Source organism: Luteimonas sp. BLCC-B24 (assembly GCF_028550595.1).
Classification (GTDB): domain Bacteria; phylum Pseudomonadota; class Gammaproteobacteria; order Xanthomonadales; family Xanthomonadaceae; genus Luteimonas.
This window is the reverse complement of record NZ_JAQQGN010000001.1, coordinates 288,873-311,206: the sequence shown is the minus strand read 5'-3', so window position 1 is coordinate 311,206 and position 22,334 is coordinate 288,873. Positions and strand designations below refer to the sequence as shown.

The following is a 22,334-nucleotide window of genomic DNA, read 5'->3' as shown; positions in this document are numbered from 1 at the left end:
GGCCTCGTGCATATGGGCGGCCGCGCTTCGCGCCGCACTACCGACTTGTCAGGAGTTGAGCAATGGCCAAGCGCCGCGTCGTCATCACGGGCATCGGCATTCTGTCGCCGCTGGGCAACGATCTCGCGTCGAGCTGGGACGGCATCGTCAACGGCCGTTCGGGCATCGGCCCGATCACCCACTTCGACGCCACGAACTTCGCCACGCGCATCGCGGGTGAAGTGAAGGGCTTCGACGCGACCGAGTGGATCGCGCCCAAGGACGTCAAGAAGATGGATCCCTTCGTCCACTACGGTGTGGCCGGTGGTCTGATGGCGATCCGGGATGCGGGCATCGAGGTCCGCGAGTCCGATGCCGAGCGGATCGGTGTGGCGATCGGTGCCGGTATCGGTGGCCTCAAGGGCATCGAGGAGACCGCGATCAAGTATCACGAGGGCGGTCCGCGCAAGATCTCGCCGTTCTACGTGCCCTCGACGATCATCAACATGATTTCGGGCCAGGTCTCGATCATGACCGGCGCCAAGGGGCCGAACATCGCCGCGGTGACCGCGTGCACCACGGCCACCCACAACATCGGCCTGGCGATGCGCATGATCCAGTACGGCGACGCCGACGTGATGATCGCCGGCGGTGCCGAGTTCGCGACCACGCCGACGTCGGTGGGCGGGTTCTGCTCGATGAAGGCGCTGTCGACCCGCAACGACGATCCCACCGGTGCCTCGCGTCCGTGGGATCGCGACCGCGACGGGTTCGTCATGGGCGACGGCGCGGGTGTGCTGGTGCTGGAGGAGTACGAGCGCGCCAAGGCGCGTGGCGCGCGCATCTACGCCGAACTCGCCGGTTTCGGCATGAGCGGCGATGCCTTCCACATGACCTCGCCGAGCGAGAACGGCGAGGGCGGGGGCCGCTGCATGCGCGCCGCGATCAACGACGCGGGCATCGATCCGTCGCGGATCGGCTACATCAACGCGCACGGCACGTCGACGCCGGCCGGCGACGTGGCCGAGACGATGGGCATCAAGGGCGTGCTGGGCGACCATGCGGCCAAGGTGATGGTCAGCTCCACCAAGTCGATGACCGGCCACCTGCTCGGCGCAGCCGGCGGCGTGGAGGCCGTGTTCTCGGTGATGGCACTGCATGCCGGCATCATTCCGCCGACGATCAACCTCGAGCATCCCGGCGAAGGCTGCGATCTCGACTACGTGCCGCACACCGCGCGCGAGCACCAGGTGGAGTACGTGATGTCGAACTCGTTCGGCTTCGGCGGCACCAACGGCTCGCTGGTGTTCCGCAAGATCTGACGGTGCCGTTGGCTCGAGCGAAAAAGGCCCGCGCAAGCGGGCCTTTTCGTTGGCAGAAGCGCTTGCTTGATGGGCGACCAGTGACGTCCCGTCGCGCGCGCCTCAAGCATGCATCCAGCGGCAGCGCACACTCGCTGTCCCATTGGAGACAAGCCGGTGGGTTTTGGACACTCCGCTCGCGCAGATGGTCTCCCCGGCGCGTGCCGCCGAGTCCTTTGTAGGAGCGCGCGTGCGCGCGATGCGGCATGCACGCGAAACGCCCTGCGCGGCCAGTGCGCTTTTACGTGGGCGCATCGAACTGCTCCAGCGCACGTCTTGCGGCGTGAGCCCGCGCACACGCCCACGGACCCGGGAAATCCGGTTCGCGCGCGTCTTCCCGTCCGCTCGCGCCCGCCTCTCTTCTGTGTGCGCGCCCGCGAGCGGTGGGGGCTTGCGGGTGAAGCCCCGTCCCGCGCGCACCGGATGCGATGTCAGCCGCGCTTCCAGCGCACGCCCTGCGGCGTGTCCTCAAGGACGATCTGCTCGGCCGCGAGCTGGTCGCGGATCGCATCGGCACGCGCGAAATCGCGGGCCTGCTTGGCGGCGATGCGTTCGTCGATCAGGGCCTGGATGCGCGTGTCGTCGTCGGCACTGGCGCCACGTGCGAACCAGTCGGCCGGGGCCTGCTGCAGCAGACCCAGCGCGAGACCGGCACCGAGCAGGTCGGCCTTCAACGTCGCGCGCGCGGTCGGGTCGGTGGCCTTGCGCGCGTCGCCGGCGATCCGCGCGATCTCTGCCAGCGCGGCCGGGGTATTGAGATCCTCGTCGAGCGCCTGCTCGATGCTCGGCGGGATCACGGCGGCGGCATCGACGTCTGCCAGGTCGCGCACGGTGCCGTAGAGCCGGTCCAGCGTCCGTACCGACTGCTCGATCAGCGCGTCCGACCAGTCCAGCGGCTGCCGGTAATGCGCCGACAGCAGGGCATAGCGCAGCGCCTCGGGCGGGTGCGCCTGCACCAGGTCGTGCACCCGTTCGATGTTGCCCACCGACTTCGACATCTTGCTGCCGGCGAAGGTCAGCATGCCGTTGTGCAGCCACACGCGCGCGAACGGCGCGCCGCCGTGGGCGCATTCGCTCTGGGCGATCTCGTTCTCGTGATGCGGGAACTGCAGGTCCACGCCGCCGGCGTGGATATCGATGGTCTCGCCCAGATGTGCGGCCGCCATCGCCGAACATTCGATGTGCCAGCCCGGGCGGCCGCGGCCCCAGGGCGAGTCCCAGCCCGGGAGCTCGTCGCTCGACGGCTTCCACAGCACGAAATCGCCGGCGTCACGCTTGTACGGCGCGACCTCGATCCGGGCGCCCGCGATCATGTCCTCGGTGTCACGGCGCGAGAGTTTGCCGTAGCCGTCGTAGCTGCCGACGGCGAACAGTACGTGACCCTCCGCCGCATAGGCGTGGCCGGTGTCGATCAGGCGCTCGATCATCGCGACGATGTCGCCGATATGGGCCGTGGCCGCCGGCTCGATGTCGGGCGGCGCGATGCCGAGCGCCGCCATGTCCTCGCGGTAGGCGGCGGCGAAGCGGTCGGTGATGGCCGAGATCGGCACGCCCTGGTCGCGCGCGGCGGCATTGATCTTGTCGTCGACGTCGGTGATGTTGCGCGCGTACTTCAGCGCGCCGAACCGGCGCCGCAGCAGATCGGCCAGCACGCCGAACACGACCGGGCCGCGCGCATTGCCGATATGGACGTAGTTGTAGACCGTCGGCCCGCAGACGTACATGGTGGGGCAGGCGGGATCGAGCGGCGCGAACGGCTCCATCTGGCGGGTCAGGCTGTTGAACAGGTGGAGAGGCATCGCGCATCCGGACGTGAAGTCGTCGCGATTCTAGCGGGCGCTGCGCACACGCGCACAGGGCGCTCGGCGGCGCGCGTGCGCACGTCCACGACAGCAGGGATTCAGCCCGCGCCCGCGGGCCGCGCCTACACTGCGTCGGTGTTGTCCGACCGTCGACGCAACCGCAGGTGGAGTCCGCCGCTGTCCTTCGGGACACTGGCGCTGGCGTGTGCGTGCACGGCATTCGCCCAGTCGCCCGAGCAGGCCGGGCCGCAGAACACCCGGATGGAGTACGCCCAGGTGCTGCGCGCCGAGCCCGTCTACCAGACGCTGCGGGCGACCAGCATGGTCGAACGCTGCGAGGCCACCACGCCGGTGCTGTCGGAACAGGAGGAGCGGCGGGGCCTGGCGCGGGTGGTCGGCGCGGTGAAGGACGTGCTCCGCTCCGAAGGCGACGCCGTCCAGGAAGTGGACCGGTCCGCCGGTGGCGACTGCCGCATGGTGCCGATCGAGCGCGAATTCCGCCGCCCGATCGCCTTCGACGTGGATTACGTGCACAAGGGCGTGAAATACCGCTCCCGTCTGCCGTACGACCCCGGCAACCGCCTGCGGGTGCGAGTGACGGTGACGCCGATCGTGACCCCGGCCGACGCCCGCTAGGCGGCGGTGTCCCCGCCTGTTGCAGCGCAGCGCCCCGCGTGCGAGGATGCGCGCCTCATGAACGCCCCGCGCGCCAACGCCGACATCCTGACCTCCGCCCGCATGGCGTCGGGCATGACGTCGCGTGCCCGCCGACCGGAAGCCCACATCCTCCCGGGCTAGTCGGAACGTCGTTCGCGTATGCGTGCTGTTCTGCAGAAAACCCGGCCGATGCCGGGTTTTTTCGTTTCCGAAACACCGATTGCGTCGACCCCTCCGATCCTCTTTCCATCGCTTCCACGAGATCCCTGCCGATGACCGCGATCCGACACTTCCTCAACACGCAGGACTGGTCCCGACCGGACCTCGACGCCCTGCTGGCCGATGCCGCGGCGTTCAAGCGCGAGAAGCTCGGCGACGCGCTGAAGGGCAGGTCGATCGCGCTGGTGTTCTTCAATCCTTCGATGCGCACGCGCACCAGCTTCGAGCTCGGCGCGTTCCAGCTCGGCGGTCACGCCATCGTGCTGCAGCCGGGCAAGGACGCGTGGCCGATCGAGTTCGATCTGGGCACGGTGATGGACGGCGACACCGAGGAGCACATCGCCGAGGTCGCGCGCGTGCTCGGCCGCTATGTCGACATGATCGGCGTGCGCGCGTTTCCGAAGTTCGTCGACTGGTCGGTCGACCGCGAGGACAAGGTGCTCAAGGCCTTCGCGCAGTACTCGCCGGTGCCGGTCATCAACATGGAGACCATCACCCATCCCTGTCAGGAGCTCGCGCATGCCTTGGCGCTGCAGGAGCACTTCGGCACGTCCGATCTGCGCGGCAAGAAGTACGTGCTGACCTGGACCTATCACCCCAAGCCGCTCAACACCGCGGTCGCGAATTCCGCGCTGACCATCGCCACGCGCCTGGGCATGGACGTGACCCTGCTGTGCCCGACGCCGGACTACGTGCTCGACGCGCGCTACATGGACTGGGCGAAGCAGAACGTCGCCGAGAGCGGTGGCTCGCTGGCCGTCAGCCACGACATCGACAGCGCCTACGCCGGCGCCGACGTGGTCTACGCCAAGAGCTGGGGCGCGCTGCCGTTCTTCGGCAACTGGGCGCCCGAGAAGCCGATCCGCGACCAGTACCAGCACTTCATCGTCGACGAGCGGAAGATGGCGCTGACCAACAACGGCGTGTTCTCGCACTGCCTGCCGCTGCGCCGCAATGTCAAGGCGACCGACGCGGTGATGGATTCGCCCAACTGCATCGCCATCGATGAAGCCGAAAACCGGTTGCATGTGCAGAAAGCCGTGATGGCCGCGCTGATAAAGCCGTGATTGGTGATTCGCAATTGGTGATTCGGAAGAGCAAAGCCGATCCCGTGTTTCTTGACCCTCATCTTCAAGCGTAGAGACCCTCTCCCATGTCGCAGCAGCCCGCTTCTTCGAATCACGAATCACCAATCACCAATCACAGCTCCCAAGACATCGTCCTTGCATTCAGTGGCGGCCTCGACACCAGCTTCTGCGTGCCCTACCTGAAAGAGCAGGGCTGGACCGTGCACACCGTGTTCGCCGACACCGGCGGCGTGGATGCGGACGAGCGCGCCTTCATCGAGCAGCGTGCGGCCGAACTCGGTGTCGCCAGCCACGTCACTGTCGATGGCGGCCCGGCGATCTGGGAGGGCTTCGTCAAGCCCTTCGTCTGGGCCGGCGAGGCCTACCAGGGCCAGTACCCGCTGCTGGTGTCGGACCGCTACCTGATCGTCGATGCCGCGCTCGCGCGCGCCGCCGAACTCGGCACGAACGCCATTGCGCACGGCTGCACCGGCATGGGCAATGATCAGGTCCGCTTCGATCTGGCGGTCAAGGCGCAGGGCGACTACCGCATCGTCGCGCCGATCCGCGAGATCCAGAAGGAGCACACGCAGACCCGCGCCTACGAGCAGGCGTATCTGGAAGAACGCGGCTTCGGCGTGCGCGCGAAGCAGCAGGCCTACACGATTAACGAGAACCTGCTGGGCCTGACGATGTCCGGCGGCGAGATCGATCGCTGGGAAGCGCCGGGCGAGGGCGCCCGCGGCTGGTGCGCGCCGCGCGCCGAATGGCCGGACGCGCCGCTGCAGGTCAAGGTCCGGTTCGAGCAGGGCACGGCGGTCGCGCTCGACGGCGAAACGCTGCCGGGCGCTCAGATCCTGGCCAGGCTCAACGCCCTGTTCGCGCCCTACGGCGTGGGCCGCGGCGTCTACACCGGCGATACCGTGATCGGCCTCAAGGGCCGCATCGTGTACGAGGCGCCGGGCCTGGTCTCGCTGCTCGCCGCGCACCGCGCGCTGGAAGACACCGTGCTCACCAAGCAGCAGAACCGCTTCAAGCCGGAGGTCGCGCGCAAGTGGACCGAACTGGTCTACGAAGGCTTCTTCCACGATCCGCTCAAGGCCGACATCGAAGCCTTCCTCGCATCCTCGCAGGCCAAGGTCACCGGTGAGGTGGTGCTGGAAACCCGCGGCGGCCGCGTCGATGCGGTGGCGGTGACTTCTCCGCACATCCTCAACGCCAAGGGCGCGACCTACGCGCAGTCGGCCGATTGGGGCGTCGAGGAGGCCGAGGGCTTCATCAAGCTGTTCGGCATGAGCAGCACGCTCTACGCACAGGTCAATCGCTGAGAAGCCGGGATTGGTGATTGGTGATTCGGAAGGGCGGATCATGCGATCTGCCATCTTCCTCTCTGGAATGACATGACTGAACTGCTGGCTGACACGCTCGACCACCTCGAACGGCTGGTGTCCTTCGACACCCGCAATCCGCCGCGCGCGATCGCGGCCGAGGGCGGCATCTTCGATTACATCCGCGGGCAGCTGCCGGGCTTCGAGGTCGAGGTGATCGACCACGGTGCCGGCGCGGTCAGCCTGTTCGCGGTGCGGGGCACGCCGAGCGTGTTGTTCAACGTGCATCTGGACACCGTGCCGGATTCGCCGGACTGGAGCGTCGATCCGCACGTGATGCAGCGGCTCGACGACCGCGTGATCGGCCTCGGCGTCTGCGACATCAAGGGCGCGGCGGCGGCGCTGATCGCGGCCGCCAATGCCGGCGACGGCGATGCGGCGTTCCTGTTCTCCTCCGACGAGGAAGCCAACGACCCGCGGTGCATCGCCGCGTTTCTCGCACGCGGCCTGAGCTTCGATGCGGTGCTGGTCGCGGAGCCGACGAACTGCGAGGCCGTCCTCGCGCATCGTGGCATCAGCTCGGTGCTGATGCGTTTCGCCGGTACCGCCGGGCACGCATCGGGCAAGCAGGACCCGGCGGCGAGCGCGCTGCACCAGGCGATGCGCTGGGGCGGGCGCGCGCTCGACCATGTGGAGTCGCTGGCGCATGCGCGCTTTGGTGGCCTGACCGGGCTGCGCTTCAACATCGGCCGGGTCGAGGGTGGCATCAAGGGCAACATGATCGCGCCCGCCGCCGAGCTGCGCTTCGGCTTCCGGCCGCTGCCGTCGATGGATGTCGACGCGCTGCTGGCGACCTTCGCCGGCTTCGCCGAACCCGCCGCCGCGCATTTCGAGGAGACCTTCCGCGGGCCGAGTCTGCCGTCGGGCGACATCGGGCGTGCCGAGGACCGTCGGCTCGCCGCGCGCGACGTCGCCGACGCCTTCGATCTGCCGATCGGCAACGCCGTCGACTTCTGGACCGAGGCCTCGCTGTTCTCCGCCGGCGGGTACACCGCCCTGGTCTACGGCCCTGGCGACATCGCCCAGGCGCATACCGGCGACGAGTTCGTGACCCTCGACCAGCTGCAGCGCTACGCCGATTCGGTGCACCGGATCATCAACGGTGCGCGCTGAGCGCGGCCCCCTGTCTTCAACGCGTCACCCCACGCCCAACCGATTGCAGCCCGTGAACATTCCCGCGACCCACGTCCAGACCCGCCAGACCATCGTGCGCCTGCTCTCGAGCATGGCCAGCGCGAAGGAGATCAGCCAGTACCTCAAGCGCTTCTCGCAGCTCGACGCCAAGCGTTTCGCCGTGGTCAAAGTGGGCGGCGCGGTGCTGCGTGACGAACTCGACGATCTGACGTCCTCGTTGTCGTTCCTGCAGGAAGTCGGCCTCACCCCGATCGTGCTGCACGGCGCCGGCCCGCAGCTGGACGCCGAACTCGCCGCCGCGGGCATCGAGAAGAAGACGGTCAACGGCCTGCGCGTGACCTCGCCGGAGGGGCTCGCCATCGTGCGCCGCGTGTTCCAGGCGGCGAACCTGCGCCTGGTCGAAGCCCTGCAGCGCAACGGTGCGCGCGCGACGTCGATCACCGGCGGCGTGTTCGAAGCGACGTATCTCGACCAGGACACCTACGGCCTGGTCGGCGAGGTGAGCGGCGTGAACCTCGCCCCGATCGAGGCGAGCCTGCAGGCCGGCTCGATTCCGGTGATCACGAGCCTGGGCGAAACCGCATCGGGCCAGATCCTCAACATCAATGCCGATTTCGCCGCCAACGAGCTGGTGCGCGAACTGCAGCCCTACAAGATCATCTTCCTCACCGGCACCGGCGGCCTGCTCGATGCAGAGGGCAAGGTCATCGATTCGATCAACCTGTCGACCGAATACGACCATCTGATCCAGCAGCCGTGGATCCACGGCGGCATGAAGGTCAAGATCGAGCAGATCAAGGATCTGCTCGAAGGCCTGCCGATGGCGTCCTCGGTGTCGATCACGCGACCGGCCGATCTGGCCAAGGAACTGTTCACGCACAAGGGCTCGGGCACGCTGGTGCGCCGCGGCGAACAGGTGATGCGCGTGACCGACTGGTCGCAGCTCGATCTCGCGCGCCTGAAGTCGCTGATCGAGTCGAGTTTCGGCCGCGAACTCGCGCCCGACTACTTCGAACGCACGCCGTTGCTGCGGGCCTACGTGAGCGAGAACTACCGCGCCGCGGTGATCCTCACCGAGGGCGAGGGCACGGTGTATCTGGACAAGTTCGCCGTGCTCGACGACGCGCAGGGCGAGGGCCTCGGCCGCGCGGTGTGGAACGTGATGCGCGAGGAGACGCCGCAGCTGTTCTGGCGTTCGCGCCACCACAACCAGGTCAACATCTTCTATTACGCCGAGTCCGACGGCTGCATCAAGCAGGAGAAGTGGAAGGTGTTCTGGTACGGACTCGACGGCTTCGAGCAGATCCAGCGCTGCGTCGCGCATTGCGCCACGCGCGTCCCCACCCTGATCGGCTGAGGCGAACGCCATGACCACACGCAAGACCATCGGCATCGTCGGCGCGCGCGGCCATACCGGCCGGGAACTCATCCGCCTCGTCGCCGCGCATCCGGGTCTCGAACTCGTGTTCGTGTCCTCGCGCGAGCTCGACGGCCAGCGCGTGGCCGATCACAACGAGGGCTTCGCCGGAGAGCTGCGCTTCGAAAGCCTCGATGCCGGCGCCGTCGCCGCGAAGGGCGCCGATGCGGTGATCCTCGCGCTGCCCAATGGCAAGGCGGCGCCGTTCGTCGCCGCGATCGACGATGCGAAGCCGGACACCGTGATCGTCGATCTGTCGGCCGATTACCGTTTCGACGCGGGCTGGTACTACGGCCTGCCGGAACTCACCCGCGCGCATTACGATGGGCAGCGCCGGATCAGCAATCCGGGTTGCTACGCGACTGCGATGCAGCTGGCGATCGCGCCGCTGGCCGCGCATCTGGCCGGGCCCCCGCAATGTTTCGGCGTGTCGGGATACTCGGGCGCCGGCACCACGCCCTCGGACAAGAACGACGTCGCGCTGCTGGCCGACAACCTGATGCCGTATGCGCTGACCGACCACGTCCACGAGCGCGAGGTGTCGAAGCAGCTGGCGCTGCCGGTCGAGTTCATGCCGCACGTCGCGCCGCATTTCCGCGGCATCACCATGACCGTCAACCTGTGGCTGTCGGCGCCGATGCCGCGCGATGCGGTCAAGGCGCTGTACGAGGCGCGCTATGCCGGCGAGCCGCTGGTCGAGGTCATCGACGAGGCGCCCTGGGTCAGCCGCATCGCCGGTCGCCACGGCGCGCAGATCGGGGCGTTCACGATGGCGCCGGGCAACGGCCGCGTCGTCGTGGTGGCGACGCTCGACAATCTGCTCAAGGGCGCGGCGACGCAGGCGATGCAGAACCTCAATCTGGCCTTGGGCTTCGACGAGCTGACGTCGATTCCCCAATGATTCCTCGGGAGTCGGGAGTCGGGAATGGGGATTCGTGAGCCCCGCCGGTCGCGCATCCCCGCTCTCGCCAATCCCGAATCCCGAATCCCCAATCCCGAGAACTTCGACATGCGCAATCTCCTCTGGCAGAAGCCCGGCGTCGCCGTCGACACGCAGATCCAGGCCTTCCTGGCCGGCGACGACGTGATCCTCGACCGCGAGTTCTTCCTGCACGACATCGCCGCGAGCACCGCGCACGCCGAAGGTCTGCAGCGCGTCGGCATCCTGTCGGACGAGGAACTCGCCGGGCTCAAGCGCGAACTCGCCGTGCTGGCCGACGACTTCCGCAGCGGCGCCTTCGTGCTCGACGCACGCTTCGAGGACGGGCATTCCGCGATCGAGGACCGGCTGACCGAGCGCCTCGGCGATGCCGGGCGTCGCATCCACACCGGCCGCAGCCGCAACGACCAGGTGCTGGTCGCCACGCGCCTGTGGCTCAAGGACAAGCTGGCCCGTCTGGTCGAGCTGTCGCGCGAGATCGCGAAGATCGCGCTCGACCGTGCGCAAGCCGAGCGCGACCTGCCGATCCCGGGTTACACCCACATCCAGCGCGCCGTGCTGTCCTCGGGCGGCATGTGGTGGTCGGGCTGGGCCGAGGCCTTCATCGACGACGCGGTGCGTGCACGCGACACGCTGGCGCTGATCGACTGCAATCCGCTCGGCACGGCCGCGGGGTACGGCGTGAATCTGGCGCTGGATCGCGACCACACCACGGCCGCACTCGGCTTCGCGCGGTTGCAGGTCTCGCCGGTCTACGCGCAACTCTCGCGCGGCAAGTTCGAACTGGCCGCACTCGAAGCGCTGGGCAGCGCGACGCTCGACCTGCGCCGCCTGGCCTGGGACCTGTCGCAGTTCACCAGCGCCGAGTACGGCTTCGTCGCGTTGCCGGCGCAGTACACGACCGGCAGTTCGATCATGCCGAACAAGCGCAATCCCGACGTCGTCGAGCTGATGCGCGCCACGCACGCCAGCGTCGCCGCGGCGCGCACCGAGATCGAACAGCTGCTGTCGCTGCCGTCGGGCTACCACCGCGATCTGCAGAATTCCAAGGGGGCGATCTTCCATGGCTTCGGGCGCGGCCTGGCGGCGCTGGAACTGCTGCCGGCGCTGCTGGCGAACCTGGAATGGCGCGAAGACCGGCTGCGTGCCGCGGTGGATTCGGGCATGTACGCCACCGACGTCGCGGTCGAGGCGGCGATCGCCGGCGTGCCGTTCCGTGAGGCCTACAAGGCCGCCGCGCAGAGCGCCGACACGGCCGGGCAGGGGCGCTCGCCGGAAGGCAGCCTGGCCGCGCGCACCTCGCCGGGCGGTGCCGCCGATCTGCGACTGGACACGCTGCGCGCACGCTGGGACGCGCTGGCGTGACGTGTCCTGGTCACGCCTAGGCCTGCGGCTATGAAGCGATTCCTCGTCATCGCGATGCGCCGCCCCGGATTCGAGGCCTCCGTCGTCGCGCCGCATCAGGCCTTTCTCGACGACCTGCGCGCGCGCGGCCTGCTCGAGATGACCGGCGGATTCGCCGACGGCAGCGGCGGTGCGTATCTGTTGCGCGGGATCGACACGCTGGCCGACGCCCAGGCGATCGTCGCGGCCGATCCGCTGGCGTTGCAGAATGCGAGTGACCTCGTCGTCCACGAGTGGAACACCCGCTGAGTCCGTCCGAGCGATGCGCGCGTCCGACGCCGATGTATTCCCCGAGCAGCCGCTGCCGCCCTGGCGACGCGCGGTGCTCAAGGTCGGCAGCAGTCTGCTGGCCGCCGACGACGGCGGGCTGTCGGACCGGCATGCCGCGGCACTCGCGGGCTTCATCCGCGCCAGTCATGCAGCCGGGCGCGAGATCGTCCTGGTGTCGTCGGGCGCGGTCGCGGCGGGTCGCGCGATCTTGCATGCGACCCTGACGCCCGGCGCCCCGATGGCCGAGCGCCAGGCCCTGGCGGCGCTGGGCCAGGCGCGGCTGACCGGGTTCTGGCAGGCCTTCTTCGAACGCCCGGTCGCGCAGGTGCTGCTGACGCACGACGATCTGCGCAACCGTCGCCGGTATCTCAATGCGCGTGCCACGCTGACCGCGCTGCTGCGTCACGGCGCGCTGCCGGTGGTCAACGAGAACGACACCGTCTCGGTCGACGAACTCAAGCTCGGCGACAACGACAATCTGGCCGCGATCGTCGCGGCCCTGGTCGATGCCGAGGTGCTGTTCATCGCCACCGACATCGACGGCCTCTTCGATGCCGATCCGCGCATCGAACCGCATGCGCGGCCGATGCCGCTGGTCGCGAAGATGAGTGCCTCCCTGCTCGCGGTCGCCGGCGGCGCCGGCAGCAGCGTCGGCACCGGGGGCATGCGCACCAAGCTCGAGGCCGCGCAGCGTGCGGCGTCGGCCGGCGTTGCGACGGTGCTGTTCAATGGCCGGCGGGCGGATGTGCTCCAGGGTCTCGCGCACGACCGTCTGCGCGGCACCCGCATCCACCCGCTGCGCACGCGCATGGCCGCGCGCAAGCACTGGCTGCAGAACGCGCCCGCGGAGGCCGGTGCGATCCTCGTCGACGGCGGCGCCGCGAACGCGATGGTGGAGAAGGGCGCATCGCTGTTGCCGGGCGGCGTGCTGGCGGCCGAAGGCCAGTTCCGCCGTGGCGACCTGGTGTCGGTGGTGCGGCTCGACGGCGACGCGCGCGAGCCGGTCGCGCGCGGCGTCACCCAGTATTCTGCCGACGACATCCGCCGGCTCGCACGCCGGCATTCGCGCGACATCGAGGCGACCCTGGGCTACAGCTACGGCGAGACCGTCGTGCATCGCGATGATCTGGTGCTGGTGTGACGGGCGTTCGCCCGTTCGCTCCGGCGGCGCGCGGGGTTGACCGGACAGCCTTCGCAGGCCGCCTGCATGACGGGCCGCGAATCCCGCATTTCGTCATGTCCGCAAAGGCAGAAATCCGGTGTCGTCCGGTTCGAGGCATGGCGCCGTGTCGAGGCCGGCTGTGGGGAGTGACCGACCTGTCCAAACGCTCCGCGGCGTGCAGGCCATGGATGGTCGGCGGCCCGGCGGTTGAATGCCCGCCTGCGCGGGATAAATCGGCGGCGACGGTCGCGCGCATCCACGGCGGCGCGCCGTGGGTGTCCACCGCAAGCATCGCGCCCGTCGCCGCATCGGGTTAAGTTGGTGCACCCGCACCACACCCACGCCCATGAGTGAGATCCGAACCGCTGCGCTGGCGTGCCGCGATGCCGCTGCGCAGCTGGCCATGCTCGACACCGAGGCTCGCAATGCCCTGTTGCGCGCGATGGCCGATGCGCTGGATGCACAGGCCGACGTCATCCTGGCCGCGAACGCGCGCGACATCGAAGCCGCGCACGCCCGCGGTACGACGGGCGCGCTGCTCGACCGTCTGCGCCTGGATGCCACGCGACTGGCCGGGGTCTCGGCCGCCGTGCGCGAAGTCGCCGAGCTGCCGGATCCCGTGGGCCGGGTCACCCGCGACGACGTGCGTCCGAACGGGTTGCGCGTGCGCAAGGTGCGCGTACCGCTGGGCGTGATCGCGATGATTTACGAGGCCCGCCCCAACGTGACCGCCGATGCCGCGGCGCTGTGCCTCAAGGCAGGCAACGGCGTGCTGCTGCGCGGCGGCAGCGAGGCGATCCATTCCAACACCGCGATCGCCGACGCGTTGCGGGCCGCGATCGAAGCGCAGGGCATCGGGCCCGACGTGCTGACCCTGGTGACCGATCTGCGCCGGGAGACGATGCTCGACCTGCTGCAGCTCAGCGACATCGTCGATCTCGCGATTCCGCGCGGCGGCGAAGGCCTGATCCGCTTCGTCGCCGAACACGCCCGCGTGCCGGTGATCAAGCATTACAAGGGCGTCTGCCATCTGTTCGTGGATGCCAGCGCCGATCCCGATCTCGCCCTGCGCCTGTTGCTCGACGGCAAGACCGGCCGGCCCAGCGCCTGCAATGCCTTGGAGACGCTGCTGGTGCATGCCGACATCGCCGATACGTTCGTCCCACGCGCCGTTGCGGCGCTGCAGGCGCGCGGGGTGGACGTGCGCGGCGACGCCGGTATCGCCTCACGCGCGGAGGGCGTGGTGCCGATCGGCCCGGACGACGACGCCGCGGAGTTTCTCGATCTGGTGATCGCCGCGCGCATCGTCGATTCGCTCGACGCCGCACTGGCGCACATCCGGCGCTTCGGCTCGGACCACACCGAGGTGATCGCGACACGGGACGAGGCCAATGCCCGGCGTTTCGTCGCGTCGCTGCGCGCAGCCGTGGTCATGGTCAACGCGTCGTCGCGCTTCAGCGACGGCGGCGAGCTCGGCCTGGGCGCGGAGATCGGCATCTCGACGACCCGCCTGCACGCCTACGGCCCGATGGGGCTGGAGGCCCTGACGGTCGAGCGCTTCGTCATCGACGGCGCAGGGCAGGTGAGGCACGCGGAGAACGCGCCCGGCGCCCTCGACGACTGAGCGGCGCTCCCGTGGCTGCGCGGCGCCGTCCGACACGCGTTGCCTGGCGCCGGGCGACGCGGCGCCCAGCGACGTCGCCAGCGGGGCGTGTCTGATCGACGCATCGCTGCGCGGCGCGGCACCATGGTGACGGGCGAGCGGTGCCGCCTGTCAATCGGTGACTGCCCGGGTCAGGTTATGACACAAGTCTCACCCAGTCAGGCTTGTAAAGACGGCGTGAAAATCTGGCACGAAACCTGCGAATCCGCCTGTCAAGCGGGTCCGTGTGTGACTCGCGTCACGCCCGGAATGCGCGCCAATGCTGGATACACCCGCCACCGCAGGACTTGCGGACCGTTCCGAACTCGAGGCGCCCGCGCCGTCGCCAGCGACCGCAGCGGCCGTGTCCTCGCCCGCGTCCCGCCGGCTCTACGTGCCGGTCCCGGTGAAGTTCGTCCTCGTGCTCACGTTCGCACTGGCCTGGATGGGCGTCAGCATCCTGCTGTCGCGCCCTTGGCTGCAGGGCCTGAGCGTGGTGCTGGGCTTTGCCACGGCGGTCTTCGTGATCGCCTTCATCGCTTATGTGCCGGGCTTCATGAACGCGTTTCTGATCGGCTCGATCCTGGCCGACCGGCGCCCGCGGCGCCGCGCGATCACCGAATTTCCCGACATCTGCGTGCTGGTCGCGAGCTACAACGAGCGCGACACCATTGCCGACACGCTCGAGAGCCTGCACCGGCAGGACTACGCCGGCCGCGTGTCGGTGCTGGTCATCGACGACGGGTCCACCGATGGCGGGCTGGAGATCGCGCGACGCGAGGCCGCGCGCCTGGCGCGCCCCGGCATGGCCATGCGCGTGCTCGCCATGCCCCGCAACGGCGGCAAGTCGCGTGCGCTCAACGCCGGCCTTGCGGACACCGGCGAAGCGCTGGTGGTGACGGTGGACGCCGACTCCTACCTGCGCGTCGATGCGCTGCGCAAGCTGGTCGAGCGCTTCCTGTCCGACCCGCCCGGCACCGTGGCCGTGGCGGGCTGCGTGCTGGTGCGCAACTCGCGCGAGAACTGGCTCACCCGCGGCCAGGAGTGGGATTACTTCCACGGCATCGCCGCGGTCAAGCGCATGCAGAGCATGTACCACGGCACCCTGGTCGCCCAGGGCGCGTTCTCGCTGTACACGCGCGACGCGCTGGATCAGGTGGGCGGGTGGCCCGAGTGCGTCGGCGAGGACATCGTGGTGTCGTGGGCGCTGCTGGCGACCGGCGCGCGCATCGGCTATTGCGAGGAAGCGTGTCTGTTCACCAAGGTGCCGACCACCGTGGGCCAGTTCGCGCGCCAGCGTCAGCGCTGGTCACGCGGGTTGATGGAGGCGTTCGCGCGCCACGGCCGGCTGTTGTTCAAGGCGCGCATGTCCACGCTCTTCATCTGGTGGAACCTGCTGTTCCTGCCCCTGGATCTGGTCTACACGCTGGCGTTCCTGCCCGGCCTGGTGCTGGCCCTGTTCGGCTACTACTGGATCGCGGGCGTGATGACGCTGCTGGTGCTGCCCCTGGCGGCGATCTGGAACCTGATCATCTTCCGCGTGCAGGCACGGATGTTCAAAACCCAGAACCTCAAGGTGCGCCGCAACCTGTCGGGGTTCCTGTTCTACACGGTGGGTTACACGATGCTGCTGCAGCCGGTCTGCGTGATGGGCTACGCGGCCGAGGCGCTGCGGCTGCGCAAGACCTGGGGGACCAAGTGATGCGTATGCGACTGCTCGCGGGCACGGCCGCGATGGTGCTGGCGGGTGGGGCATCGGCCCAGGACGCCACGATGGCCCTGCGGCCGGAGACCCTGCTGTCCTGGGACGCGGACGGCAACGAGGTGCGCAAGACCGGAGTCGGCTGGGACTGGGTGCGTACGGACCGTGAGCACTGGCGCGGCGTGCACGTCGAGCAGGCGCGGTTCTCCGGGGACGGCTGGTCGCATACCGAGCAGCGCGTGTACGCGCGCGCGGCCGGCACGTTCGGCACCGGCGAGCGCACCGACGACAGCTGGCGCTGGCAGGCCAAGCTCGGCAGCAACGGCCATACCGTGCTCGGCTCGGCCAGCCTGCACACGGAAGGCGCGGCGCGACGCGAGCTGTTCGTCGAACGCGAGCTGCTGGAAACCGAAGCGGGCGTGACACGCCGGCAGATGGTCGACTTCGTCGGCGCCGCGGTCGACGTGCCGCTGTCGGCACGCTGGAGCACGACCGGACTCGTCGGTCTGCAGGATTTCTCCGATGACAACCTGCGCACCCACCTGCGCGGCAATCTCGTCTTCGCCGCGCTGCCCGAGGCGGGCCTGAGCCTGCAGCTGCGTACGCGCTACTACCGCAACAGCGATCCCTATCTCGGTGGCTACTATTCGCCGCCGTGGTATGGCGAAGCACTGGGCGTCGTGGGTCTGCGCCGCGTGATCGGCGGTCATACCTGGCGCGCGGCGGCGGGCATCGGCCGCCAGCGCAGTGCGGACGACGACGCGCGGCGCGCCCGTCTGGCCGAAGTGGGCTACGAATCGCCGCGCTGGCGGCAGAGCTGGCTGCGGGTGGCGGCCGGTTATACCGACACGCCGGTGGCGACGGCCAGCGGCGCCGGACGCTACAGCTACCGCTACCTGATGCTTGAATCGGTGGTCGCGTTCTGACCCCGCGCTCGCCCGGCGGACGGCTGCCAGCCGTCCTCGAGCGCGCGCGGCTGGCAGGCCATCCAGCCGCCGGCCAGCAGCACGCCGACCATCCCGTAGAGCATCGCGAACGGCCAGTGCCAGCCGCCGGTGGCGCCGTGCAGCACGCCGAACAGCAGCGGGCCGGCGCAGCTGAAGGCGTAGCCCACGCCCTGCATGAAGCCTGACAGGGCCGCCGAACCTGCCGGCGTCCGCGAGCGCAGGTTGATCAGGGTCAGGCTCAGCGGAAACGTGCCGGTGCCCAGGCCCACCAGCAGCACCCACACGGCGGGCGCCGCCAGCGGTGCGAGCAGCAGGCCGCTGAAGGCGACCACGTGGCAGGCCGCGCACAGCGCGACCACGACGAAGGGATTGCGCATGCGCACCGCGATCGACGGCATGACCAGGGCGCCGACGAGTCCGAACGCCGAAAACACCGCGAGCATCGTGCCGCCGAACGCGGCCGAGGCACCGGCCTCGGTGAGCAGCCCGGGCAGCCAGGTGAACATCGAGTAGGTGATCAGCGAGGTGGTGCCGAACATCAGCGCCATGCCCCAGGCGACCGGAGACCGCCAGGCCCGGCCCGCCTGCGGCATCGGCGCGCCGGGCAGGGAGGGGGGCGCACCGTGGCTCCGGGCATCGGCACCGCCGCGACGTGCGAGCAGCAGCACGCCGATCCACGGCAGCGCGGCCGCCACGGCGGCGAACGTCCACGCGCCGAGTGCGAAGCGCCAGCCGGCCGCGTCGGCCAGGGGCACCGCAGCCAGCGCGGGGAGCATCGTGCCCAGCTGCAACACGGTGATGTACAGCGTGCTCACCGCGCCCACGCGCGCCGGAAAGTAACGCTTCACCAGCGGCGGCAGCACCACGTTGCCGATGCCCATGCCGGCGAGGGCCACGATCGAGCCGGCCACCAGCACGCCGACACCATCGGCGCGCGCGCGCAGGGCCAGTCCGGCAGCGGCGAGCAGCATCGCCAGCAGCGCGGTGCGCTCGATGCCGAGGCGTCGCGCCAGCATCGGCGTGGTGACCCCGAACACCGCGAACGCGGCCGTGGGCAGCATGCCGAGCACGCCGGCCGTCGCGGAGCCGAATCCGAACGTGTCGCCGAGCCGTTCGAGCAGCGGCGTCAGCGAGGTCACCGCGGTGCGCAGGTTGAACGCCGACAGCACGATGCCCAGCAGCACCAGCGCACGCACGACGCCGGAGGGCGAACGGGTGACGATGGGCGAGGGACTCATGGCGGGCGGCACTCCGCGGCGCCGCGAGCGGGCACGGCCCGGAAAACGAAAAACCGGCCAGAAGGCCGGTTTCGATGTCACCAGATGGTCGGGGAGACAGGATTCGAACCTGCGACCTCTACGTCCCGAACGTAGCGCTCTACCAGACTGAGCTACACCCCGACAGGTGAGCCGCGCATTCTACCGATGCCCTCACGCCGAGGGCAAGAGGTTCGTGTCGAACACGTGCAGGTCGTCATCGAAGGTGGATGTCGACCGCGTCGTGCGCGCGGCGGGCTGCGATACTAGCGGACGCATCGCGATGCCGCCATGGGCGATGCCGTCGTTTTCTCCGAAGCAGGCCCGATCCGTTTCCATGACCTCGCCCACGCCCGGCGCGGACCCCGCCGGTCCGCAGCGACGCCTCCGCTCGCGCTGGCTCGACGCGCAGCTCGTCGAGGCCCGTCAACGCCATCGGGTGGCGGTGGCGTGCCAGGTGCTCGCCGGCTGGTTGTGGGTGCCGCAGGCGGCGGCGATCGCCTGGGGCTTCGACGCGGTGCTGTTCTCCGGCGGTGGCCTCGAGGCACTGCCGCGCCCGCTGGCGCTGCTCGCTGCGGCGCTGCTGCTGCGCGTGCTGCTGGGCTGGTGCGGGCAACGGGCCTCGGCCGATGTCGTCGAAACCACCATCGAAGGCATGCGCGCGGGCCTGGCGCGGGCGGCGATCGCGCGCGGACCGGTGTGGCTGCGCGGCGAGCGCAGCGGCGCGCTGGTCGCGCTGTCGACCGGACACGTGGAGGCCACCGCGCCGTACTACGGCGGCTATCTGGTGGCGCGTGCCGAAGTGGCCTGTGTCCCGGTGGTGCTGCTGGCGGCGGTGTTTGCCGCCGACTGGATCGTCGGGCTGGTGCTGCTGCTGACCGCGCCCCTGGCGCCGGTGTTCATGATGCTGATCGGCATGGGCGCCGAAACTGCTGGCCGACGCCAGCTGGCCGCGCTCGCACGCGCCGGCGCGCATTTCACCGATCGCCTGCGTGGGCTCGATCTGATCCGTGTCTACGGCCAGGGCGAGGCGGAGCTGGCCCAGGTCGGCGCCGCCACCGAGACCATCCGCGAGCGCAGCCTGCGGGTGTTGCGCATCGCCTTCCTGTCCTCGGCGGTGCTGGAGTTCTTCGCCTCGGTCAGCGTGGCGCTGGTCGCGGTCTACTTCGGTTTCACCTATCTGGGCATGCTCGACCTGCGCGGCACGCCGCTGTCGCTGTCGACCGGCCTGTTCTGCCTGCTGCTGGCGCCCGAGTTCTACGCGCCGATGCGGCGGCTCGCCGCGCATTACCACGACCGCGCGAATGCGCTGGCCGCGGTGGCCGAGATCGAGAGCACGTTCGGTGCGCTGCCTGCACTCGAGCGCGATGCGCCGGCGCAACCGCTCACACCGCCTGCTGCCGCGCCTGCGGTGCATGTGGAGGCGGTCACGTTGCGTCACCCCGGTGCGGCGGCGCCGGTGCTGCGCGACGTGTCGTTCGAGGTGCCGGCGGGCGCACGCCTGGCCCTGGTCGGACCCAGCGGCGCCGGCAAGAGCACGCTGCTCGATGCGTTGGCCGGATGGCTCGCGCCGGAGCAGGGCCGCATCGCGCTGCCGCCGGCGACACGGATCGCGCTCGCCGGTCAGCGGCCGTGGCTGTTCCACGGCAGCATCGCCGACAACCTGCGGCTCGGCGCGCCCGACGCCACTCCGGACGAGATCCACGCGGCCGCGCGCGTCGCCCAGGTGCTGCGCTTCGTCGAGCGTCTGCCCGACGGGCTGGAGACGGTGATCGGCGAGCGCGGCTTCGGTCTGTCCGGCGGCGAGGCCCGGCGCGTGGCGCTGGCCCGCGCGCTGCTGCGCCGCCCGCAGCTGCTGCTGCTCGACGAACCCACGGCGTTTCTCGATCCGCACACCGAAGCCGATCTTCTGGCGGCCCTGGGCGCGCACCTCGACGGCTGCACCGTCGTCGTCGCGACCCACAGCGACGCGGTGATGCGCTGGGCCGATGCGGTATGGCGCGTTCCGACGCCGGGAGCGCCGCGATGAGCGCGCCGCTCGACCAGCGCGTCGGCAGCACGCGCATGCTGCTGCGCCGGCATCGTCGCCGGGTGCTGCTGGCGATCGCGCTATTGGCGGCGACGCTGATCGCGGGCGTCGGCCTGCTCGGCGTGTCGGGCGGATTCCTGACCGCCGCGGCGCTGACCTACGGCACGCTCGGCAGCTTCAATTTCTTCACGCCCTCGGCCGGCATCCGCGGGCTCACGCTCGCGCGCATCGTCTCGCGCTACCTCGAAAAGCTGCTCGGTCACGACGCAATGCTGCGCATCGCCCGCGACCTGCGCAGCTGGTTCTTCGCCCGCGCGCTGCGCCTCACCCCGGGCCAGCTGGGCCGGCTGCGCACCGGCGAGCTGCTGGCGCGGTTGATGGGCGACATCGACGCGGTCGACGGCCTGCTGCTGCGCGCGACCGGGCCGCTGCTGGCGCTGGGCGCCGTCGGTGCGCTCGGCATCGGCATCGCGACCTGGCTGCATCCGCCGGGCGGTGCGCTGCTGGCCGGAATTGCGCTGGCGACGGGGCTGGGCGTGCCGTGGATCGTGGCGCGTGGCCGGGCGGCCGAGGAAACCGAGCGCGCGCGGCGTCGCGCGGCGCTGCGCGCGCGTTTGCACGAGCTCTACGAAGGCCACGCGGACCTGGCGGCACTGGGCGCCGCGCCCGCGTGGCTGGCGCGGGTGGACGCCGACGGCCACGACATCGCCGAGTTCGAACGCGCGCGTCGTCGCCGGCTCGCCGACGGCGGGCTCTGGCACGGCCTGGTCACGTCCGCCGGCCTGGTGGCGATGGCCTGGATCGCGATGTCGGCGGCAACCGCCGGCACCCTGCCGCCGGCGCATGCGGCCGCGCTGTTCTTCATCGCGATCGGTCTGTTCGAGGCCTGGGCCGGCGCCGGTCTGGCCTGGCAGGCGCTGACCGCGGCGCGGGCGTCGATCGCGCGTCTGGACGCCGTGGCCGGCGCGGAGCCGTCGGTCGTGGACCCCGCGGCGCCGCGGGACGTTCCGGTCTCCGGCGCGCTGGTGTTCGAGGGGGTCGACTTCGCCTGGGCACGTGGTGCGCGGCCGGTGCTGTCGGGGCTGGACCTGCGCATTGCGCCCGGTGAGCGGGTAGCGGTCAGCGGCGACAGCGGGGCCGGCAAGTCGACCTTGACCGCCCTGCTGCTGCGCAGCGCCGAGCCCGAGGCCGGCGCACTCACCTACGGCGGTGTGGACCTGCGCGCGATGCGCGCGCAGGACTGGTTCGCGCGGATCGGTTGGCTGCCGCAGAACGCTCCGGTGTTCGCCGGTCGCGTGCGCGACAACCTCGCGCTGGGCGCGCCGGACGCCGACGACGCCCGGCTCTGGGCCGCGCTGGCCCGGGTGCGGCTCAAGGGCTGGGCCGAGCGTATCGGCGGGCTGGATGCCTGGGTGGGCGAGGCGGGCGTCACGATGTCGGCCGGTCAGGCCCGCCGCCTGGCGCTCGCACGCGCGCTGTTGCGCGACGCGCCCCTGGTGGTGCTGGACGAACCCACCGAAGGCCTGGACCAGGACACCGCGGACGCGCTGCTGCGCGAGCTGCCGGGGCTGCTCGGCGCACGCAGCCTGCTGCTGATCACCCACGGCACGTTGCCCGACGGCGTCGTCGATCGGCATCTGTGGTTGCGCGACGGCCGCCTGCACGACGATTCGCGCCCGACGGCGCCCGTCTAGCCCGCGCGCGCGCGAGGGGCGTTTCCGGAACGATCGGATCGCCGGCCGCGCAGGTTCTGTCGGCGCTGGCCGGTCGTCGCCGCATCTCTCGCGCGCGCCGGAGCCGGCATGCGGACGTGCTTCTGCAGGCGCGCTCGCGCAGCCATACCCGCACGGATCGTCCGATCGCGCGCCTGCGCCGGTTCCGGACGGCGCGGCGATCCCGCATGCGGACAGGCGCGCTTGTGCGCGCCGGCGCGCGCGCAGCGCCGAATGCGGTCGCAG

At 70.2% G+C, this 22,334-nt stretch carries 18 protein-coding genes and 1 tRNA gene; 15 read left to right on the top strand and 4 right to left on the bottom strand.

Annotated features, from left to right (window positions below):
• Positions 1 to 62: 62 nt before the first annotated feature.
• Complete coding sequence (gene fabF / locus PQS31_RS01465) at positions 63 to 1,301, top strand: beta-ketoacyl-ACP synthase II (protein WP_272760906.1); 1,239 nt, start codon at positions 63 to 65, stop codon at positions 1,299 to 1,301.
• 470 nt (positions 1,302 to 1,771) lie between these two features.
• Here fabF and cysS read toward each other — a convergent pair whose 3' ends face one another.
• Positions 1,772 to 3,139 (bottom strand): cysteine--tRNA ligase, encoded by a 1,368-nt coding sequence (cysS, locus tag PQS31_RS01460; protein WP_272760905.1) that lies wholly within the window; start codon positions 3,137 to 3,139, stop codon positions 1,772 to 1,774.
• Positions 3,140 to 3,280: 141 nt separating this feature from the next.
• Here cysS and PQS31_RS01455 point away from each other — a divergent pair, with 141 nt between their 5' ends.
• From PQS31_RS01455 to PQS31_RS01400, 12 genes are all read left to right on the top strand, one after another.
• Positions 3,281 to 3,778 carry a hypothetical protein gene (locus tag PQS31_RS01455; RefSeq protein ID WP_272760904.1) on the top strand — a complete coding sequence of 166 codons (498 nt, stop codon included), beginning with the start codon at positions 3,281 to 3,283 and terminating at the stop codon, positions 3,776 to 3,778.
• 293 nt (positions 3,779 to 4,071) lie between these two features.
• On the top strand, positions 4,072 to 5,085 hold the full coding sequence (locus PQS31_RS01450; RefSeq protein ID WP_272760903.1) for an N-acetylornithine carbamoyltransferase: 1,014 nt from the start codon (positions 4,072 to 4,074) through the stop codon (positions 5,083 to 5,085).
• Between the two features lie 86 nt (positions 5,086 to 5,171).
• The gene (locus PQS31_RS01445) at positions 5,172 to 6,413 is read left to right on the top strand and encodes an argininosuccinate synthase (protein ID WP_272760902.1); all 1,242 of its coding nucleotides are present in this window, start codon (positions 5,172 to 5,174) and stop codon (positions 6,411 to 6,413) included.
• Between the two features lie 72 nt (positions 6,414 to 6,485).
• Complete coding sequence (locus PQS31_RS01440; protein WP_272760901.1) at positions 6,486 to 7,586, top strand: acetylornithine deacetylase; 1,101 nt, start codon at positions 6,486 to 6,488, stop codon at positions 7,584 to 7,586.
• Positions 7,587 to 7,638: 52 nt separating this feature from the next.
• Positions 7,639 to 8,964 (top strand): acetylglutamate kinase, encoded by a 1,326-nt coding sequence (locus PQS31_RS01435; protein WP_272760900.1) that lies wholly within the window; start codon positions 7,639 to 7,641, stop codon positions 8,962 to 8,964.
• Positions 8,965 to 8,974: 10 nt separating this feature from the next.
• Entirely contained in the window at positions 8,975 to 9,925 is a 951-nt protein-coding gene (argC, locus tag PQS31_RS01430; RefSeq protein WP_272760899.1) for an N-acetyl-gamma-glutamyl-phosphate reductase, read from the top strand.
• Between the two features lie 108 nt (positions 9,926 to 10,033).
• On the top strand, positions 10,034 to 11,329 hold the full coding sequence (argH, locus tag PQS31_RS01425) for an argininosuccinate lyase (RefSeq protein WP_272760898.1): 1,296 nt from the start codon (positions 10,034 to 10,036) through the stop codon (positions 11,327 to 11,329).
• Positions 11,330 to 11,359: 30 nt separating this feature from the next.
• Positions 11,360 to 11,617: a YciI family protein gene (locus tag PQS31_RS01420; RefSeq protein ID WP_272760897.1), complete on the top strand. Its 258-nt coding sequence runs from the start codon at positions 11,360 to 11,362 to the stop codon at positions 11,615 to 11,617.
• Between the two features lie 13 nt (positions 11,618 to 11,630).
• Positions 11,631 to 12,779 carry a glutamate 5-kinase gene (proB, locus tag PQS31_RS01415; RefSeq protein ID WP_272760896.1) on the top strand — a complete coding sequence of 383 codons (1,149 nt, stop codon included), beginning with the start codon at positions 11,631 to 11,633 and terminating at the stop codon, positions 12,777 to 12,779.
• Between the two features lie 367 nt (positions 12,780 to 13,146).
• Positions 13,147 to 14,424, top strand: coding sequence for a glutamate-5-semialdehyde dehydrogenase (locus PQS31_RS01410; protein ID WP_272760895.1), 1,278 nt, complete (start codon positions 13,147 to 13,149; stop codon positions 14,422 to 14,424).
• 298 nt (positions 14,425 to 14,722) lie between these two features.
• Positions 14,723 to 16,144: a glycosyltransferase gene (locus tag PQS31_RS01405; protein WP_272760894.1), complete on the top strand. Its 1,422-nt coding sequence runs from the start codon at positions 14,723 to 14,725 to the stop codon at positions 16,142 to 16,144.
• Positions 16,144 to 17,070: a hypothetical protein gene (locus tag PQS31_RS01400; protein WP_272760893.1), complete on the top strand. Its 927-nt coding sequence runs from the start codon at positions 16,144 to 16,146 to the stop codon at positions 17,068 to 17,070. The genes PQS31_RS01405 and PQS31_RS01400 overlap by 1 nt, the downstream gene beginning before the upstream one ends.
• Here PQS31_RS01400 and PQS31_RS01395 read toward each other — a convergent pair.
• From PQS31_RS01395 to PQS31_RS01385, 3 genes are all read right to left on the bottom strand, one after another.
• A complete protein-coding gene (locus tag PQS31_RS01395) occupies positions 17,037 to 18,329 on the bottom strand; it encodes an MFS transporter (RefSeq protein WP_272760892.1) in 1,293 nt (430 codons plus the stop codon). The two genes, PQS31_RS01400 and PQS31_RS01395, sit on opposite strands and share 34 nt — an antisense overlap.
• Positions 18,330 to 18,414: 85 nt before the next feature.
• Positions 18,415 to 18,491, bottom strand: a tRNA-Pro gene (locus PQS31_RS01390).
• Positions 18,492 to 18,521: 30 nt separating this feature from the next.
• The gene (locus PQS31_RS01385; protein WP_272760891.1) at positions 18,522 to 18,698 is read right to left on the bottom strand and encodes a hypothetical protein; all 177 of its coding nucleotides are present in this window, start codon (positions 18,696 to 18,698) and stop codon (positions 18,522 to 18,524) included.
• Here PQS31_RS01385 and cydD point away from each other — a divergent pair.
• Both cydD and cydC read left to right on the top strand, forming a co-directional pair.
• On the top strand, positions 18,685 to 20,376 hold the full coding sequence (cydD, locus tag PQS31_RS01380; RefSeq protein ID WP_272760890.1) for a thiol reductant ABC exporter subunit CydD: 1,692 nt from the start codon (positions 18,685 to 18,687) through the stop codon (positions 20,374 to 20,376). The two genes, PQS31_RS01385 and cydD, sit on opposite strands and share 14 nt — an antisense overlap.
• Positions 20,377 to 20,411: 35 nt before the next feature.
• Positions 20,412 to 22,070 carry a thiol reductant ABC exporter subunit CydC gene (cydC, locus tag PQS31_RS01375; protein ID WP_272761434.1) on the top strand — a complete coding sequence of 553 codons (1,659 nt, stop codon included), beginning with the start codon at positions 20,412 to 20,414 and terminating at the stop codon, positions 22,068 to 22,070.
• Positions 22,071 to 22,334 lie beyond the last annotated feature (264 nt).

What these genes read in the sequence shown, in the direction of transcription:
- fabF (WP_272760906.1), top strand. Translation starts at nt 63, where the DNA reads ATGGCCAAGCGCCGCGTCGTCATCACGGGCATCGGCATTCTGTCGCCG.
- cysS (WP_272760905.1), bottom strand. Translation starts at nt 3,139, where the DNA reads ATGCCTCTCCACCTGTTCAACAGCCTGACCCGCCAGATGGAGCCGTTC.
- PQS31_RS01450 (WP_272760903.1), top strand. Translation starts at nt 4,072, where the DNA reads ATGACCGCGATCCGACACTTCCTCAACACGCAGGACTGGTCCCGACCG.
- PQS31_RS01445 (WP_272760902.1), top strand. Translation starts at nt 5,172, where the DNA reads ATGTCGCAGCAGCCCGCTTCTTCGAATCACGAATCACCAATCACCAAT.
- PQS31_RS01440 (WP_272760901.1), top strand. Translation starts at nt 6,486, where the DNA reads ATGACTGAACTGCTGGCTGACACGCTCGACCACCTCGAACGGCTGGTG.
- argC (WP_272760899.1), top strand. Translation starts at nt 8,975, where the DNA reads ATGACCACACGCAAGACCATCGGCATCGTCGGCGCGCGCGGCCATACC.
- argH (WP_272760898.1), top strand. Translation starts at nt 10,034, where the DNA reads ATGCGCAATCTCCTCTGGCAGAAGCCCGGCGTCGCCGTCGACACGCAG.
- PQS31_RS01420 (WP_272760897.1), top strand. Translation starts at nt 11,360, where the DNA reads ATGAAGCGATTCCTCGTCATCGCGATGCGCCGCCCCGGATTCGAGGCC.
- proB (WP_272760896.1), top strand. Translation starts at nt 11,631, where the DNA reads ATGCGCGCGTCCGACGCCGATGTATTCCCCGAGCAGCCGCTGCCGCCC.
- PQS31_RS01410 (WP_272760895.1), top strand. Translation starts at nt 13,147, where the DNA reads ATGAGTGAGATCCGAACCGCTGCGCTGGCGTGCCGCGATGCCGCTGCG.
- PQS31_RS01405 (WP_272760894.1), top strand. Translation starts at nt 14,723, where the DNA reads ATGCTGGATACACCCGCCACCGCAGGACTTGCGGACCGTTCCGAACTC.
- PQS31_RS01400 (WP_272760893.1), top strand. Translation starts at nt 16,144, where the DNA reads ATGCGTATGCGACTGCTCGCGGGCACGGCCGCGATGGTGCTGGCGGGT.
- PQS31_RS01395 (WP_272760892.1), bottom strand. Translation starts at nt 18,329, where the DNA reads ATGAGTCCCTCGCCCATCGTCACCCGTTCGCCCTCCGGCGTCGTGCGT.
- cydD (WP_272760890.1), top strand. Translation starts at nt 18,685, where the DNA reads ATGACCTCGCCCACGCCCGGCGCGGACCCCGCCGGTCCGCAGCGACGC.
- cydC (WP_272761434.1), top strand. Translation starts at nt 20,412, where the DNA reads ATGCTGCTGCGCCGGCATCGTCGCCGGGTGCTGCTGGCGATCGCGCTA.